Below are 15280 nucleotides of genomic sequence, written 5' to 3'. Positions count from 1 at the left end.
ATCACTACATCTTTAGATAAATTTAGTTTCAACAATATTCTTAAGCATAGTCCTAATAACAAATGTACCGTATTCAATAGTTAAATAAATAGTACTGGAGGAATTAATTTTGATAAATACTCAAAATATACTTGAAACAATAAATATGATAGATAAAGAAAAACTAGATATAAGAACAATAACTATGGGTATATCCCTGCTCGATTGCTGTAACAGCGATGGAAAAATATCAAGGCAGCTTATATATGATAAAATCACAAAAAAAGCTGAAAATCTTGTTAAGGTAGGAAATCAACTTGAGGCTGAATTTGGTATCCCTATAATAAATAAAAGAATATCTGTAACTCCTATTTCACTTATAGCCCAAAGCTCTAATGATACAAGTTATGTAGAGTATGCAAAAATACTAGACAAAGCTGCAAAAGAAGTTGGAGTGAACTTTATTGGAGGATTTTCAGCTTTAGTTCAAAAAGGCTATTCAAAAGGTGACAGAATATTAATCGATTCTATTCCTGAAGCCTTAGCAGTTACTGAAAAAGTATGTGCATCTATAAACATAGGCTGCACTAAATCAGGTATAAACATGGATGCTGTAGCCCAAATGGGAGAGATCATAAAGCAAGCAGCCTTTCTAACTAGAGATAGAGACTCCATTGGTTGTGCCAAGCTAGTTGTTTTTGCTAACGCTGTTGATGACAATCCTTTTATGGCAGGAGCTTACCATGGAGTAGGTGAAGCTGAATCAATAATAAACGTTGGCATAAGTGGGCCTGGCGTGGTTAAAGCTGCTTTAGAAACAGTTAGAGGTGAATCCTTTGATGTTATGGCCGAAACCATTAAGAAAACTGCTTTTAAAATAACTAGAGCTGGTCAGCTTATAGCTCATGAAGCTTCAAGGAGACTTGATACACCATTTGGCATAATAGATTTATCACTAGCACCAACTCCAGCAGTAGGCGACTCAGTAGCAAGAATTCTTGAAGAGATGGGACTTGAAAGCTGCGGATGCCACGGAACCACTGCTGCACTTGCAATGCTAAACGATGCTGTTAAAAAAGGTGGGGTAATGGCGTCTTATCACGTAGGTGGCTTAAGCGGTGCATTTATACCAGTTAGTGAAGACGAAGGAATGATTCAAGCTGTAAAAAACGGATCTTTAAATATTGAAAAGCTTGAAGCCATGACTTGTGTGTGTTCAGTAGGTTTAGATATGGTTGCAATCCCAGGAGATACCCCTGCTTCTACTATCTCAGGAATAATTGCTGATGAAGCTGCAATTGGTGTAATTAACAACAAAACTACCGGCGTTAGAATTATACCTGTATACGGAAAGACCTTAGGTGATGAAGTTGAATTTGGAGGGCTTTTAGGTACTGCTCCTATAATGGCTGTAAGTAAATATTCTTCTGAAGATTTTATAAAAAGAGGTGGAAGAATTCCAGCACCTATACATAGCTTTAAAAATTAGTAGCTAATATAAAACGAAGTAATTCATCTGGAGACTTAAGCATCTTAAATAAAGAATTTCTATAATAAATATTTATACTATACCACTGGAATCATCACTTTAGTGCTCCAGTGGTATTTTTACGCACCTGCACTTTCTGAATGAATATGAAGAAAATCTGAGATGAGAATAAGATTTCTTTTTACTGTCTATCCTAGAAAACCTATTATTAGCTATTATGATTAATAGATTTAGCTAATAAAAAGTTATAAATGGTCTAGAAATTAAAAAATAATCTTTAAGTATAAGTACTAAAAATAGATATACTATATTTAAACACTTTTATAACTTATATTTGACAAAGTATTATACTATGTGTAGAATTAGAGAGATTTTTTATTATATAAAATCTAAGTATTACATTTTATTATTGTCATATTTAACAAGACGAGTAATGTTTAAAATAATTAAGTTCCATACAAAAAAGGAGATACTATTTATGAGTTCATTTGATAAATTATCAATTCCTGATTATATTATAGAAGGTTTGTCAAAATCTGATATATTAAATCCTACATCTATTCAAGAAAAAGTTATCCCGCTTGCTTTAGAAAATAAAGATATAATAGGTAAGTCTCAAACTGGTAGCGGAAAAACTCTAGCATACTTAATTCCTATCTTTAGCAAGATTGATTCCTCGAAAAGAGAAATGCAAGCAATCGTGCTTGCTCCAACTCATGAATTGGTTATGCAGATAGACAGAGAAATAAAGCTTTTAGCTACAAACTCCAATATACCTGTAACCTCAACTACTATTATTGGAGAAGTAAATATTAAAAGACAGGTAGAGAACCTTAAGAACAAACCACATATTATCGTAGGCACACCTGGTAGAGTTCTAGAACTTATAAAATTAAAGAAGATCAGTGGTCATACAGTAAAAACTATTGTTATAGATGAAGGCGATAGATTACTAAATGATAAAAATATTTCTTCAGTTAAAGACATAATAAAAACAACACTTAAGGATAGACAGCTAATGTTTTTCTCTGCAACTATCACGGCAGAAAGTGAAAAAGCTGCCAAGGAGTTAATGAAGGAACCAGTTATAATTAAATTAGATGAAGATACTAGTGTTAGTCCTACTATTGAGCACCTATTCTTTGTTACAGAACGTAGAGATAAAATAGAACTTCTAAGAAAATTAATATATGCTTCTGGTACAGAAAAAGCAATTGTATTTATAAATAAGAGTGAAGAAACTGAAACCACCACACTGAAACTTCAGTTCCACAAAGTAGAAGCTTACGGCATATATGGTGATAGCACTAAAGAAGAAAGAAAAAAAGCTCTAGAAGGTTTTAGAAATGGTAAGTATAAGATTCTAGTAGCTTCTGACATAGCCGCAAGAGGATTAGATGTAAAAGGAGTTACACATATCTTCCATCTAGATCTTCCCGAAGACCCTAAAGAATATCTTCACAGAGCTGGAAGAACAGGAAGAGCTGGTAAAAGTGGAACTAGCATATCAATAGTTACTGACAAGGAAATACCAACAATACATAAATTTGAAAGCACCTTTAATATTAAGATACATCAAAAGGACGTTTATAAAGGACAGATATTAGAGGTTGAAGAAATGAAGCAGCTTAAAGCAGCTAATTCTTACCACTCACCTAATAAGAGTAAAAAAGTAACATCAAATAAAACTTCTTTTAAGAAGAAGAAATAGTTTTATATTTATGTTCATACTACTCTCTTAGTGAAAGACTTTACCTATATAAAAAAGGTTCACTGAAATGACCTTCTTCAGTGAACCTTTTTTTGCGTAGCTGCCTTTCCCAATGTATACGAATAAAATCTAGCATGCGAATAAGTTTTATTTTTAATAATTCTTTAAAATCTATTTTAGAAGCTTGATATTACCAGGTTTAGATAGTAAAAACTATCTCTATCTAATAAGACTATTCTTGTATATCTTTATAATATCTTCAGTTGTAACCACTTCAGTATGATTTTTTAATTTGGCCTTATTTGCAGCAAAACTAGTGGCATAATCCACAATCTCTTCTTCTGTTATAGCTATATCTACTTTGAAAAGTTTATTGAAGATTTGAGAAAGTTCGTCAATACTATTTAATCCAAGTAGCTTAAGCATTCTTCTTATTTTACTTTGTTCTTTAAAGGATTTTAAGTATTCAATCGTTAATACTCCGTTAGCCAATCCATGTGGAAGTCCTTTATTATATGTTAAGGCATATCCCATACCATGAGGAAGAGAAGTTCCTGTTTGTGCTATCTGTATCCCTGCTATAGTTGATGCAGACATCACTTCTTCTCTAAACTCTTTATCCAAATTATTATCAAGAAGTTTTTTGAAACATCTACTAAATATCTCAAAACCTTTTTCTCCATATATCTCTGACGCTAAGGTACTATTGACATTTAGATAGCCTTCTACTAGATGAGTAAATGCATCTATAGCAGTATTCACAGTTATATCATAAGACAATGCTCTTGTATATTTGCTATCCAAAAATGCTATCTTTGGAAAGACTTCTTGTCCTAAATTCTTCTTTGTTTTTTCTTTATTTACTGTAACTATACTATATTGAGTCACTTCTGAACCTGTCCCAGAAGTGGTAGCAATAGCAGCCACAGGTATACTTTCAAGCTTTTCACTAGTAAAAGCATTATCTATATTTAGTTCAGGATTCTTAATAAATAGAGCAATTGCCTTTGATGCATCTAGAGGTGATCCACCGCCTACCCCAATAATAAACTGAGCATCAAATTCTTTTCCTATTTCTGCACCCTTTTCAATAGTCTCTAGAGATGGATTTTCCTCAACTTCGTTAAACACTTTATACTCTATTTTTTCCTTTTCTAAAGCTCTTATTACATCATCCAATGATCCATTAATTTTCGATGAATTTCTTCCAGTAACTATCAATGCTTTTCTACCAAGCTTTCTAAACTCACTACTGTTTTTTACTACTACATCATCTCCAAAAAATATTTTTACAGGTAGATAAAATCCAAATTCCATTTTCTATTCACTCCTATACTTCATTAATCTGTCAATAACTATTATAACAGATTATCTAGGCATGCTAGCAATTGTCAATTTTAAATTAGTTACTCTTTCCTCAGTATGACTGCTCATTATAGCAAAACTTCAAAACTCAATAGTAACTAAAAAATTGGCTAAAGAATAAAATAAGGCTTTATCATAAAGTATTACTTACATGATACAGCCTTATTTTAATCAAAGAATTAGACTACAAAACACATTAAGCCGTTTTATTTGTAGTGGTACCTAAAACCTTTGACTTAATATAATCAAATGGAAAATTGATTCCTGGGCATTCAGTTGTTGGTTTTACGTCTTTATGCCTTCTTAATTCCTTAATTCCATACTTATTAACCAAATATTTTGATAATATTATAGCTGAATTTAACTGCTGCTCGGTTGGTTTTTCAACCATGAAATTTCCCTCAAAGGCTATTCCTAGAGCTATATTATTAACACCTGGCGCATGTGAACCTACAGCATTTTCAGGTCTTCCTCTATAGATTGTACCATCTTTTCTTATATAGAAATGATATCCTATGCCAGCCCATCCTCTATTAACATGCAGCTGATGTATCTCTTCTGGTGTTTTTCCTATCTCCACAGTATGATGATATACTATCATCTGAGGTTTCATAGTAAACTGCAATGGCTGAGCCCATTTATAGTTAACTTCCACTATCTTAGGCTGAACTTGTCTTGCTTTAAAAACACGTCTATACACCCTTCTAAATATATTTTTCATCATGCTCTCCTTAATATTACTCTATAATAGCTTATGTTAAACCCTCTTTGATGACACAAATTTATTAATCTATAGCAATTTAGTATAGTAGTGTGTTAATATAAAGTGTGCTTATAAAGAGATTTATATTTTTTGCACATATTATCAAGAATATCTTTATACATAGTAAACTTATCAACTTGGGAGGTGGACAATTTGTTTCATTCTAACATAGGTGAACTAGCAGCTTTAGCTTCAGCTCTATGCTGTACAGTTTCTCCAATTGCTTTTGAAACAGCTGGAAAAAAGGTAGGCTCTCTTTCTGTAAACTACCTAAAACTCATTTTTGCTTTTATTTTTACTGGTTTATATACTCTTGTAAATAGAGGTATGTTTCTTCCTCTTGATGCGTCATTAACTAACTGGACTTGGCTCTTTGTTTCAGGAATTATAGGTTTCGTTATTGGTGATTTATTCCTATTTCAAGCCTATATCGAGATAGGATCTAGGCTATCAACCTTAATAATGGCTACAGTTCCACCAATTTCAGCTATAGCAGGATACTTTATTCTAGGTGAAAGATTATCCTCGAGAGACTTATTAGGTATGCTTATAACCTTAGCTGGTATCGCTTTGGTTATATTAGTAAAAGGATCTGATGAAAAGAAGATTAAGCTTTCTCATCCTCTTAAAGGATTGATATATGCGCTTATAGGTGCATTCGGACAAGCATTTGGATTAATTTGTAGTAAGTTCGGAATGGGCAATTACGACCCCTTTGCTGCTACACAAATTCGTGTAATATCAGCCTTTGTAGGTTTCACAATAGTTATAACTATTGCTAATGGATGGAAAAATCTATTTTCAACCTTTAAGGATACAAGTGCGATGAAAAGTATAACCATCGGTTCAATATTTGGACCGTTCTTAGGTGTTGCCCTATCTCTATTGTCAGTTCAATATACAGCCACTGGCATAGCTTCAACTATAAGTTCTATATCAAGAATACTTATAATACCTGCATCTATGGTTATATTTAAGGAGAAAGTCAGCGCAAAAGAGGTTATCGGTGCGTTAATAACAATAGTTGGTGTTGGTATCTTATTCTTATGATAATTACAGCATCTGATAACTAACTTATTAATTTCAAAATGATTGCTAATCTTATGATATAAATAAAAGCCATGGGTAAAAAGGAGATAACTTGCCTTTTTATTCATGACTTTTATTTTATAAGGAATTTTCACCTTTTGAAATAAACCTTTATTTAACTTTCTTAATCCTTCAGTTAGAAAAGTTTCAAAAAAATATTTTTATACATATCTTTCATAAAGCTTCATTATCTCTTCTTTAATAATGTCTCTTAATTCGTGAGGTTCTATAACTTTTGCTTTACTGCCAAATTGAAGAATCCAGCTTATCAGCGTATTATCATTACTAGTCTCTATGTTTGCTATAAAAGTTTTCTCTCCATCACTTAATATATCAATAACCCCTTTTAAATTATTGATCTCATCTCTAAGTTCATTATCAAACTCAATTTTCACTGGCATTTTATTGGAGTAATTCATGAATATATCATTACAATAATCATTATTTAAATTTAATGAATTTAAGTAATATCCCTTCTTATTCTCGGAATATTCTCTTATGTCAAAGCCTAATTCCTTAAAATTCTTTATGTACTCATATATAGTCCTTCTGTCAATCTTATCACCTGTTTGCTCTTCCATAATTTGTAATATTTTTTTCATTGATAACACATTTTCATTATTGCTGTGTTTTCTTAAAATGTTAAAAAAGGTATAAAACTTAATATAGTTACTTGCCATAATATCACCTTTTTCTATATATTTTATCTACGCTGAAAAATCCATATATTGTATAAAATATTAAACAAAATCTAGTTTCTATAAAATAAATTTACATAAATTTAGAACATTTATACATTTAATACTATATATACATTATAGAATCTATAATGGCAAATAACAACATTTTTCATAACTATTATGTTATATAAAAGCTACTCTTATCGATTCTCTTCCATTCTGGTCTTAATTCCTCTATATCATCTGCTAGCTTATATAATGATAAGTCCTTTTTCTTTGCTTCAAGCATAACATCCATATCTCTGTTAACTTCCTTGCATAAGTCAATAAATCTTACAAAGGCTTCAGCATCAATGTAATCTGCATGTTTTCTGTCTCTTTCACTCTCCTTAGGAGAGGAAAAGTGGAACTTTGCTGGAAGACTCTGCCCATTCCATGTATCAAAGATTTCACATATGTAATCTTTTAGCTCTTCCCCATCATTATTACAAAGATGATGATGAGCATCCAATACCATGGGAGCATTAAGTTCCTTACATAAAGAAAGTACTTCCTTTACATTAAAAGTCTTATCATCATTCTCAATCATAAGCCTTGATGTAATTTCCTTAGGAAACTTTCTAAAGTTTACTTTAAACCTCTCTAAAGCTTCCTCTTTTCCTCCTGCACTACTTCCTACATGTAGCACCATTTTTCCCTCAGGATAATCTATATCTTCAAATAGATGAACATGTGGCCATAAATTTCTCTCAGTAGCAACCACCACCTCCTCTTTAACTGAATTAATTACGTTAAATTCATCTGGATGGGTATCTACTCTCATTTGCTGTTTTCTAACCAAATCGCCAATTCTCTTAAAGTCCTTCGAAAACATAGCCCTGTATTTCCACATTACCTCTGGATGTGTTGCTAATGGTATTAAGGCAGAAGTTATTCTATAAAAGTGTAGTTGATTTTCTACATTGTATTGAAGTATTTTATACAGGTCATCCAAATTAGATAGTGTAGTAGATTTTAATTTATTAATCCTGCTTTCCTCATTAGTGAGTTTACTATAAGTTGCATATGTAACTGTGCTTGATGATGTAGTTTTAGGCAGATTTAATGCAATTGCTACATATCCTAATCTCAAAATCAAGTTATCATCTCCCTATATTTTTGCTATTAGGTTTCTCCATAGTACATATATTTATTAATCTGATTAATCAAAAAGTTTTTATGTATATCAATATCTATATATGACACAATGATATAATTTCACACTGGTCTACACAGTAAAAAAAGCACACTAAAGCGGCTTTCTTCAGTGTGCTTTTTTTGCGCATCTGCCTTTCCAAATGTATATGAGGAAAATGTGGCAGGCGAATATGATTTTTTTTACTGTTTATCCTAAATAACTACTCTAAATCGTTTATATTCCTAGGTTTAATTAGAAGAAAATCTTATACTTTCTCAAACAGTAAAAAGTCACTGAAGCGATCTTTCTTCAATGACTTTTCATATTATTCTCCTAAATATGCACTTCTAACCTTTTCATCTTTTAGTAATGCATCTGCACTACCGCTTAAGACTACATTGCCAGTCTCAAGCACATAAGCTCTATTAGCAATAGACAGTGCCATATGAGCATTTTGCTCAACTAAAAGTATAGTTGTTCCACCTTTGTTTATCTCCTGTATGGTATCAAATATATTCTTTACCACTATTGGCGCAAGTCCCATTGATGGCTCATCTAGAAGCAATAACTTGGGCCTATTCATAAGAGCTCTACCTATTGCAAGCATCTGCTGTTCTCCACCAGAAAGAGTTCCTGCAAGCTGACTCATTCTTTCCTTAAGTCTAGGAAACTTATCATATATCATTTCATAGTCTTTTTTTATACCATCTTTATCGTTACGAAGATAAGCACCTAATTCAAGATTTTCTTTAACACTTAGGTTTGCAAAAATCTTTCTTCCTTCAGGCACATGTCCTATACCTGAACCTACAAGCTTATGTGGCTGAATATTTTTTATAGCCTTATCCTTAAAAAATACTTCTCCTGTCTTATACGGAGTGAGGCCCGAAATAGCTCTAAGAGTAGATGTTTTCCCTGCTCCATTTGCTCCTATTAACGTCACTATTTCACCTTCATTAACCTCTATATTTATATCCTTAAGGGCATGTATTCCTCCGTAATAAACATTCAAGTTGTTAACCTTAAGCATCTATATAGCCTCCTCACCAGTATAAGCTTCTCCTAGATAAGCTTCTATAACTCTTGGATTATTTTTGATTTGCTCTGGTGTACCTTCTGCAATCTTCTTACCATAATCTAATACCGCAATTTTTTCGCAGATTCCCATTACTAGTTTCATATCATGCTCAATCAAAAGGACCGATACACCAAATTTATCTTTAATCCAATTAATTAACTTCATTAAGTCTTGAGTTTCTTGTGGATTCATTCCTGCAGCTGGCTCATCTAAAAGTAATAGTTCTGGTCCAGCAGCTAAAGCTCTAGCAATCTCAAGTCTTCTTTGCTCTCCATAAGAAAGGTTTGTTGCTAGTTCAAAAGCTTTGTCTCCTAGTCCAAAAGCTTCTAAAAGCTCTAAGCACTTTTCCTCAATTTCCTTTTCAACCTTAAAATACTTAGGTGTTCTAAATATAGCCTGAAAAATATTGTATTTTGCTCTATATCCAAAAGATATTTTTACATTATCTAAAACTGTAAGACTGCTAAACAATCTTATATTTTGGAAGGTTCTTGCTATTTTCTTTTGAGTAATGCGATAAGGCTTTAAACCTTGTATCTTCTCGTCCCTGTAGGTAATTGAGCCTTCAGTTGGTGAATAAACTCCAGTAAGCATATTAAATACTGTGGTTTTGCCTGCTCCATTTGGTCCAATAAGACCTACTACCTGTTTTTCATCAATCTCAAGTCCGAACTCAGATACTGCTTTAAGTCCACCAAATTGAATAGTTAGGTTTTCAACTTTTAGCATCACACAATTCCCCCTTCCTTCTTTTCCTTTTTAAATAATTTTCCAAATACACTTAGACTTACTTCCTTAGTTCCAAGTAAACCTTGTGGTCTAAATATCATTAATACAATAAGCGCAACAGCGTAAATGATCATTCTAAAGTCCTTTATAGGTCTTAATACTTCTGGTAAGAAAGTTAATATACCAGTTGCTATGATAGATCCAGACAAAGATCCCATACCACCAAAAACTACAAAAGTTAATATTTCAATAGACTTCATAAAATCAAAGTAACTTGGTATTAAGAACTTAGAGTAATGAGCGTAAAGTCCACCACCTACACCTGCTAAGAATGCTGCTATTACAAAAGCAGTTACCTTGTATCTTGAGGTATTAACACCCATAGCTTCAGCAGCTATTTCATTTTCCCTTACTGCTATCATACTTCTTCCCTGAGCTGAATGAATTATGTTGTATACTATTATAACTACAGCTACCATAACAAAAAATGCCCAAGTAAAAGTGGTTTTTGGAGGTATCCCAGTAAATCCTCTTGGACCTCCAGTATAATCTATATTAGTAAGTATAACTCTTATGATTTCTCCAATACCTAATGTAGTTATTGCAAAGTAGTCTCCTTTAAGCTTTAAGGTAGGTAATCCCACTATTAAGGCAACAACTGCAGCCAATATTCCACCAACTATCAATGCTAATACAAAATTATATTGTAGTTTTGCAGTAAGAATAGCAGCAGTATATGCACCTATAGACATAAATCCTGCATGTCCTAGACATAACTGACCTGTAAATCCTGTTATAAGATTTAAGGAAACTGCTAGTATTATATTTATACAAGCTAACGTTATAAGTCCACCGTAAAATCTGTTTATGATTCTTTCATGCAATAAATAATTAAGCAAAAAGAAAATTCCTAATATTATAACTGCATACACTAAATAATTTAATATCTTCTTCATGCTATCACCTACACTTTCTCTCTAGTTATCTTACCTAGTAGACCTGAAGGCTTGATAAGAAGAATTATGATTAGTATTGAGAATGCTATTGCATCTGAAAGTCTTGTGGAAACATATGCTTTAGTCAAAGTTTCGGCAACCCCCATGAATAGTCCACCTATAAGAGCTCCAGGTATAACTCCAATACCTCCAAGTACAGCTGCTACGAAAGCCTTAATACCAGGCATCATTCCCATATATGGATCTATTGTCGTCCATGCTAGTGCTACCAAGACACCAGCTGCACCTGCTAATGCAGATCCTAAAGCAAAGGTAAATGATATTGTGTTATTTACGTTTATACCCATTAATGAGGCAGCTTCAATATCAAAAGAAGCCGCTCTCATAGCCTTACCAACTTTGGTTTTGTACACTATAAACTGGAGTAATACTACTAGGAGTAGCGACACACCTAAAGTTATAAGTTGTATGTTGGTTACTTGAAGAGAACCTATATTTATTTTTGAAGATTCAATGAGACTTGGAAAACTCTGAGGAGTTGGTCCAACTATAAATCTCATTCCGTTTTCTAGTAATAACGATACACCTATAGCTGTGATTAGAAGCGTGATTCTAGGTGATTTTCTAAGTGGTTTATATGCTACCTTTTCTATTACAATTCCTAAAACTGCTGAAACTATCATTGCTATTATCATAGTTGGCAGGAAGGATAAATGAAGCTTAGTAGCTACATAGAACCCTGTAAAGGCACCAATCATATATATGTCCCCATGGGCAAAGTTTATAAGTTGGATTATACCGTATACCATTGTATATCCTAATGCAAGAAGAGCATATATGCTTCCAAGTGATAGTCCATTAATCAATTGCTGTAGTAACTCCATAGTAGTCCTCCTATTTATTTCCTTAATCCTTATCTATCATTTATTTGCTAGGATCAACCTTTGATACAAGTGAGTTCTTTTCTCCCTCAACCTTTAATATTGCAGCACCTTTTATTGCTGTTCTTTCTGAGTTGAACTTTAACTTTCCTGTAACTCCAGTATATTCAACCTTAGCTAATGCATCTTTAATCTTATCTCCATCAGTACTCTTTGCATCTTCTATAGCTTTAAATAGTACTTTTGCTGAGTCATAACCTAGAGCAGCAAGAGCATCTGGTTCCTTGTTGTATTCTTTCTTATAAGCTGAAACATAGTCTTGAACTTCCTTAGCTGTATCTCCAGGGAAATAGTGATTTATGAATAAAGCACCCTTAACAGCATCTCCACCAATCTTGTATAAATCAGCTGAATCCCATCCATCTACACCAAGCAATTGAGCATTAATTCCAACAGCCTTAGCTTGTTTAGCTATAAGTCCAACAACATTGTAGTAATCTGGTAAAAGCAATACATCTGGATTGTCATTCTTAATCTTAGTTAATTGGGCATTAAAATCTTTATCATCATTATTGTAAGTAGAAAACTCAACAACTTTTCCACCTTTTGCTTCAAATTCTGCTTTAAAGGCTTCTGCTATACCTTTGGAATAGTCAGATCCTACGTTGTATAAAACAGCTGCAGTCTTTTTACTTAAGTCACCAGCTGCATATCTAGCCATTACTTGACCTTGATATGAATCAACATAACAGCCTCTAAATACATACTCTCCACCAACCTTTGTTATTGTTGGTTCTGTTGCCGTAGGTGTTATCATTGGAATCTTTGCCTGAGTTGCATTAGGTGCAACTGCTAATGTTGCGCCAGAAGTAACTGCCCCTATTACTGCTGAAACTTTTTCCTCATCAACTAATTTATTAAAGGCATTAATAGCTGCATTTTGATCAGCTTGATCATCTTCAAAAACAACCTTAACTTTCTTTCCATTAATACCGCCATTTGCATTTATTTCTTTCTCAGCTAATTGAACCCCTTCCTTAACTGATTGTCCATAAGTAGCAACTTTTCCTGTTAGTGGTGCAATAGAACCAATCTTTATTACCTCAGCACTGTCACCATCTTTTTTGCTGCTACAACCTACAAATAAACTTGCAACCATAGCTACTGCAAGTGTAGCTACAAGTATCTTCTTTTTCATAATTAAGTCCCCCTCTTTATACATTCCTTTTTATTTATATTAGCAACTAATCAATAAAAAATCAACAATATTTTTCGGTATTTTTTAATAATTATCTATATTTTAGTATTTCAAATTAACTATAACGTTCAATATCATCTATTTTTTTAACAAATTAATAATTTACCTTTTTAAGTAAACGTTTTTCTGGTTATATCAATTTCAAAATAATCAAAATATTAATAATATGTTAATAATGAAGAAAAAATAAAAATATCACTTTATTTTTAACGTTAAAATTCAAATCAGCATTTATGCTATAATTCTATTAAAAGTTTAATTTTTAACAATCAAACATATTAAACTAGCATGTTTTTATTATGTTTATGCTCAAATTATTAAAACCATGAAAACAAGACTTGATGTTAATCGCTTGTTTTCATGGTTTTAATTTTTTGTGAACGCTGTTAAATATATATCACTTAGTTCCGAAATCTATGTTCAAAGCCCATCTGAGTTACGAGAGAATAATTTGAGAATTGAAATTTTATTTTGAAGTGGCACATTCGTAAATATCATATATCAGAAAATTCTATTTTTATTTTCTGAAGTAATTCCTCTTCTAAAATTTCATAGTTGCATTTATTGTTGACATCAGCTCTGATAATTTTCTTACCTTCAATAGGTATTTTTATTATAAATTGATTTGATATGTTTTCAACACAATTAGATACTTCGATACTCCATTCATGAAGCTCTACTATATTTTTCACAATAAACAGCCCAAGTCCTATTCCTTCATGGCTTTTTGCTAGATTACTCTTCTTGGCTGAAAATTTTTCAAAGAGTTGATTTAAATCATCCTCTTCAATTATATTTCCTTTATTATAAACTACTATTTCTATATTTTTTGAATTACTCTCTTTTATACAAACATATATTGTATCTCCGTTATTGTTAAACTTAAAAGAGTTAGATAACAATTTTAAAAAAGCATTTTGAAACCTATTTAAGTCTAGATAAACAAACTTATCTTTAACACTTGTAAAGAATTCGATATCTATTTTTTTGTCTTTTATATTTTCCCTTACGTAATCGCTTATAGTAAAAACCATATCTTCTATAATATCTGCTATGTCATAAAGCTTAAGATTAAGAATAAAAGCTTTACTATCTAACAAGGTTGAGTCTATTATATTATTTATTAATTTTAATAATCTAAAACAATTTTGCTTCATTACTATGGAATTGTGTTTCATCTTAGCTATATTATTTTCTAACGTTGCTATGTCTTCAATATAAACATCACTCATTTGCATTGAACACATTAGAATATTTAAAGGGGTTCTAAGTTCATGAGCTAGAATTGGGATCAGTCTAGCAATATAATTCTCATATCTAATCTTGCTCAAATCACCTTCTTCTAAATATTCAGGCTCATAACCTCTACTACTTTGAAAAACTTCCTTAGGTTCCACTTCATCATAAACCGTAAAGTTTTCATTTTCATAATAATATCGTATATAAGTAACCTTATACTCCCTATTATCAAAAGACATATTACAGTTCCTAACCACCACTTTTTTTACTTCTTGTCCTTTATATATTAAATTTGTTCTAAATGTACTATGATGAAACGCTCTACATATCTCTTCATCCATTTCCCTATAGTAAGTTAAGTATGTTTCTAAAATTTTAAATACATCCTTATCTATAATCTCATCAACAGCATGCATCCCAAATAGCTTTAATAAACTCTTATTTGCAAATACTATATTGCTACTATCATGAATGATTATGCCCTCTGACACTTGATCTAGTAAATCAGCATAAAGTTTATATCTATTCATAAAATTTATTAATGAATTAGGAAACATATCAGAATCACACTTTACTTTCAAATTATCTACAAGAACTCTATTATTTTTTGCCATTCCAATCATCTCCTTCAAAATATTTTGAATATTTATAATATTCTACGATATCCATCTTTTCCCTCTATTTTCCGAAGAATTGTGCACCACAATTTACGACACTCTTCGCAGTTTCACCAATCTTTTATAGCTTCAATGATTAAAATTCTAAATTCATTTCAAACTATAGCTATCCAACTTCAACTATCAATTTGTTCATACCCGATAATCTCCAGAAGCCTGTATTATCGAACATACATAAACTAGGTTTTCGTAAAGGATACCTATAGTAC

13 protein-coding genes are annotated in these 15280 nt (G+C 31.9%); 3 read left to right on the top strand and 10 right to left on the bottom strand.

The genetic code is table 11. The features are described 5' to 3' along the window. The first annotated feature begins 109 nt into the window (after positions 1-109). Complete coding sequence (locus tag GXK57_RS02820) at positions 110-1468, top strand: PFL family protein (protein WP_160671106.1); 1359 nt, start codon at positions 110-112, stop codon at positions 1466-1468. A gap of 478 nt (positions 1469-1946) precedes the next feature. After that, complete coding sequence (locus tag GXK57_RS02815) at positions 1947-3179, top strand: DEAD/DEAH box helicase (RefSeq protein WP_160671103.1); 1233 nt, start codon at positions 1947-1949, stop codon at positions 3177-3179. Positions 3180-3398: 219 nt separating this feature from the next. On the opposite strand, the gene GXK57_RS02810 is transcribed toward GXK57_RS02815, so the two are convergent. Both GXK57_RS02810 and GXK57_RS02805 read right to left on the bottom strand, forming a co-directional pair. Then, a complete protein-coding gene (locus GXK57_RS02810) occupies positions 3399-4496 on the bottom strand; it encodes an iron-containing alcohol dehydrogenase family protein (protein ID WP_160671100.1) in 1098 nt (365 codons plus the stop codon). A gap of 244 nt (positions 4497-4740) precedes the next feature. After that, positions 4741-5265: a peptidoglycan recognition family protein gene (locus GXK57_RS02805; RefSeq protein ID WP_160671097.1), complete on the bottom strand. Its 525-nt coding sequence runs from the start codon at positions 5263-5265 to the stop codon at positions 4741-4743. Between the two features lie 186 nt (positions 5266-5451). On the opposite strand from GXK57_RS02805, the gene GXK57_RS02800 reads away from it, so the two are divergent. After that, the gene (locus tag GXK57_RS02800; RefSeq protein ID WP_243156360.1) at positions 5452-6357 is read left to right on the top strand and encodes a DMT family transporter; all 906 of its coding nucleotides are present in this window, start codon (positions 5452-5454) and stop codon (positions 6355-6357) included. Between the two features lie 200 nt (positions 6358-6557). Here GXK57_RS02800 and GXK57_RS02795 read toward each other — a convergent pair whose 3' ends face one another. The 8 genes from GXK57_RS02795 to GXK57_RS02760 form a co-directional block, all read right to left on the bottom strand. Next, positions 6558-7076 (bottom strand): WYL domain-containing transcriptional regulator, encoded by a 519-nt coding sequence (locus tag GXK57_RS02795; protein WP_160671091.1) that lies wholly within the window; start codon positions 7074-7076, stop codon positions 6558-6560. 178 nt (positions 7077-7254) lie between these two features. Further along, a complete protein-coding gene (gene uvsE, locus GXK57_RS02790; RefSeq protein ID WP_160671088.1) occupies positions 7255-8214 on the bottom strand; it encodes a UV DNA damage repair endonuclease UvsE in 960 nt (319 codons plus the stop codon). A gap of 364 nt (positions 8215-8578) precedes the next feature. Continuing rightward, entirely contained in the window at positions 8579-9283 is a 705-nt protein-coding gene (locus GXK57_RS02785) for an ABC transporter ATP-binding protein (protein ID WP_160671085.1), read from the bottom strand. Continuing rightward, positions 9284-10060, bottom strand: coding sequence for an ABC transporter ATP-binding protein (locus GXK57_RS02780; protein WP_160671610.1), 777 nt, complete (start codon positions 10058-10060; stop codon positions 9284-9286). It lies immediately after the preceding gene. Then, a complete protein-coding gene (locus tag GXK57_RS02775) occupies positions 10060-11016 on the bottom strand; it encodes a branched-chain amino acid ABC transporter permease (RefSeq protein WP_160671082.1) in 957 nt (318 codons plus the stop codon). Before GXK57_RS02775 ends, GXK57_RS02780 begins: the two co-directional genes overlap by 1 nt. An 8-nt stretch (positions 11017-11024) precedes the next feature. After that, entirely contained in the window at positions 11025-11900 is an 876-nt protein-coding gene (locus GXK57_RS02770) for a branched-chain amino acid ABC transporter permease (RefSeq protein ID WP_128212618.1), read from the bottom strand. A 40-nt stretch (positions 11901-11940) separates the two neighbouring features. Next, positions 11941-13095: an ABC transporter substrate-binding protein gene (locus GXK57_RS02765; RefSeq protein ID WP_160671079.1), complete on the bottom strand. Its 1155-nt coding sequence runs from the start codon at positions 13093-13095 to the stop codon at positions 11941-11943. A 554-nt stretch (positions 13096-13649) separates the two neighbouring features. Then, a complete protein-coding gene (locus tag GXK57_RS02760; RefSeq protein WP_160671076.1) occupies positions 13650-15008 on the bottom strand; it encodes a PAS domain-containing sensor histidine kinase in 1359 nt (452 codons plus the stop codon). Between the last annotated feature and the right edge of the window lie 272 nt (positions 15009-15280).

It is taken from the genome of Clostridium sp. C8-1-8, from assembly GCF_009928445.1.
GTDB lineage: Bacteria > Bacillota > Clostridia > Clostridiales > Clostridiaceae > Clostridium_AR.
Note: the sequence above shows the minus strand (reverse complement) of the source record. Positions and strands in the feature narration are given on the sequence as shown.

Excerpts from the sequence above, each read along its gene's own strand:
- GXK57_RS02815 (WP_160671103.1), top strand. The coding sequence starts at position 1,947 with ATGAGTTCATTTGATAAATTATCAATTCCTGATTATATTATAGAAGGT.
- GXK57_RS02810 (WP_160671100.1), bottom strand. The coding sequence starts at position 4,496 with ATGGAATTTGGATTTTATCTACCTGTAAAAATATTTTTTGGAGATGAT.
- GXK57_RS02805 (WP_160671097.1), bottom strand. The coding sequence starts at position 5,265 with ATGAAAAATATATTTAGAAGGGTGTATAGACGTGTTTTTAAAGCAAGA.
- GXK57_RS02795 (WP_160671091.1), bottom strand. The coding sequence starts at position 7,076 with ATGGCAAGTAACTATATTAAGTTTTATACCTTTTTTAACATTTTAAGA.
- GXK57_RS02785 (WP_160671085.1), bottom strand. The coding sequence starts at position 9,283 with ATGCTTAAGGTTAACAACTTGAATGTTTATTACGGAGGAATACATGCC.
- GXK57_RS02780 (WP_160671610.1), bottom strand. The coding sequence starts at position 10,060 with ATGCTAAAAGTTGAAAACCTAACTATTCAATTTGGTGGACTTAAAGCA.
- GXK57_RS02775 (WP_160671082.1), bottom strand. The coding sequence starts at position 11,016 with ATGAAGAAGATATTAAATTATTTAGTGTATGCAGTTATAATATTAGGA.
- GXK57_RS02770 (WP_128212618.1), bottom strand. The coding sequence starts at position 11,900 with ATGGAGTTACTACAGCAATTGATTAATGGACTATCACTTGGAAGCATA.
- GXK57_RS02765 (WP_160671079.1), bottom strand. The coding sequence starts at position 13,095 with ATGAAAAAGAAGATACTTGTAGCTACACTTGCAGTAGCTATGGTTGCA.
- GXK57_RS02760 (WP_160671076.1), bottom strand. The coding sequence starts at position 15,008 with ATGGCAAAAAATAATAGAGTTCTTGTAGATAATTTGAAAGTAAAGTGT.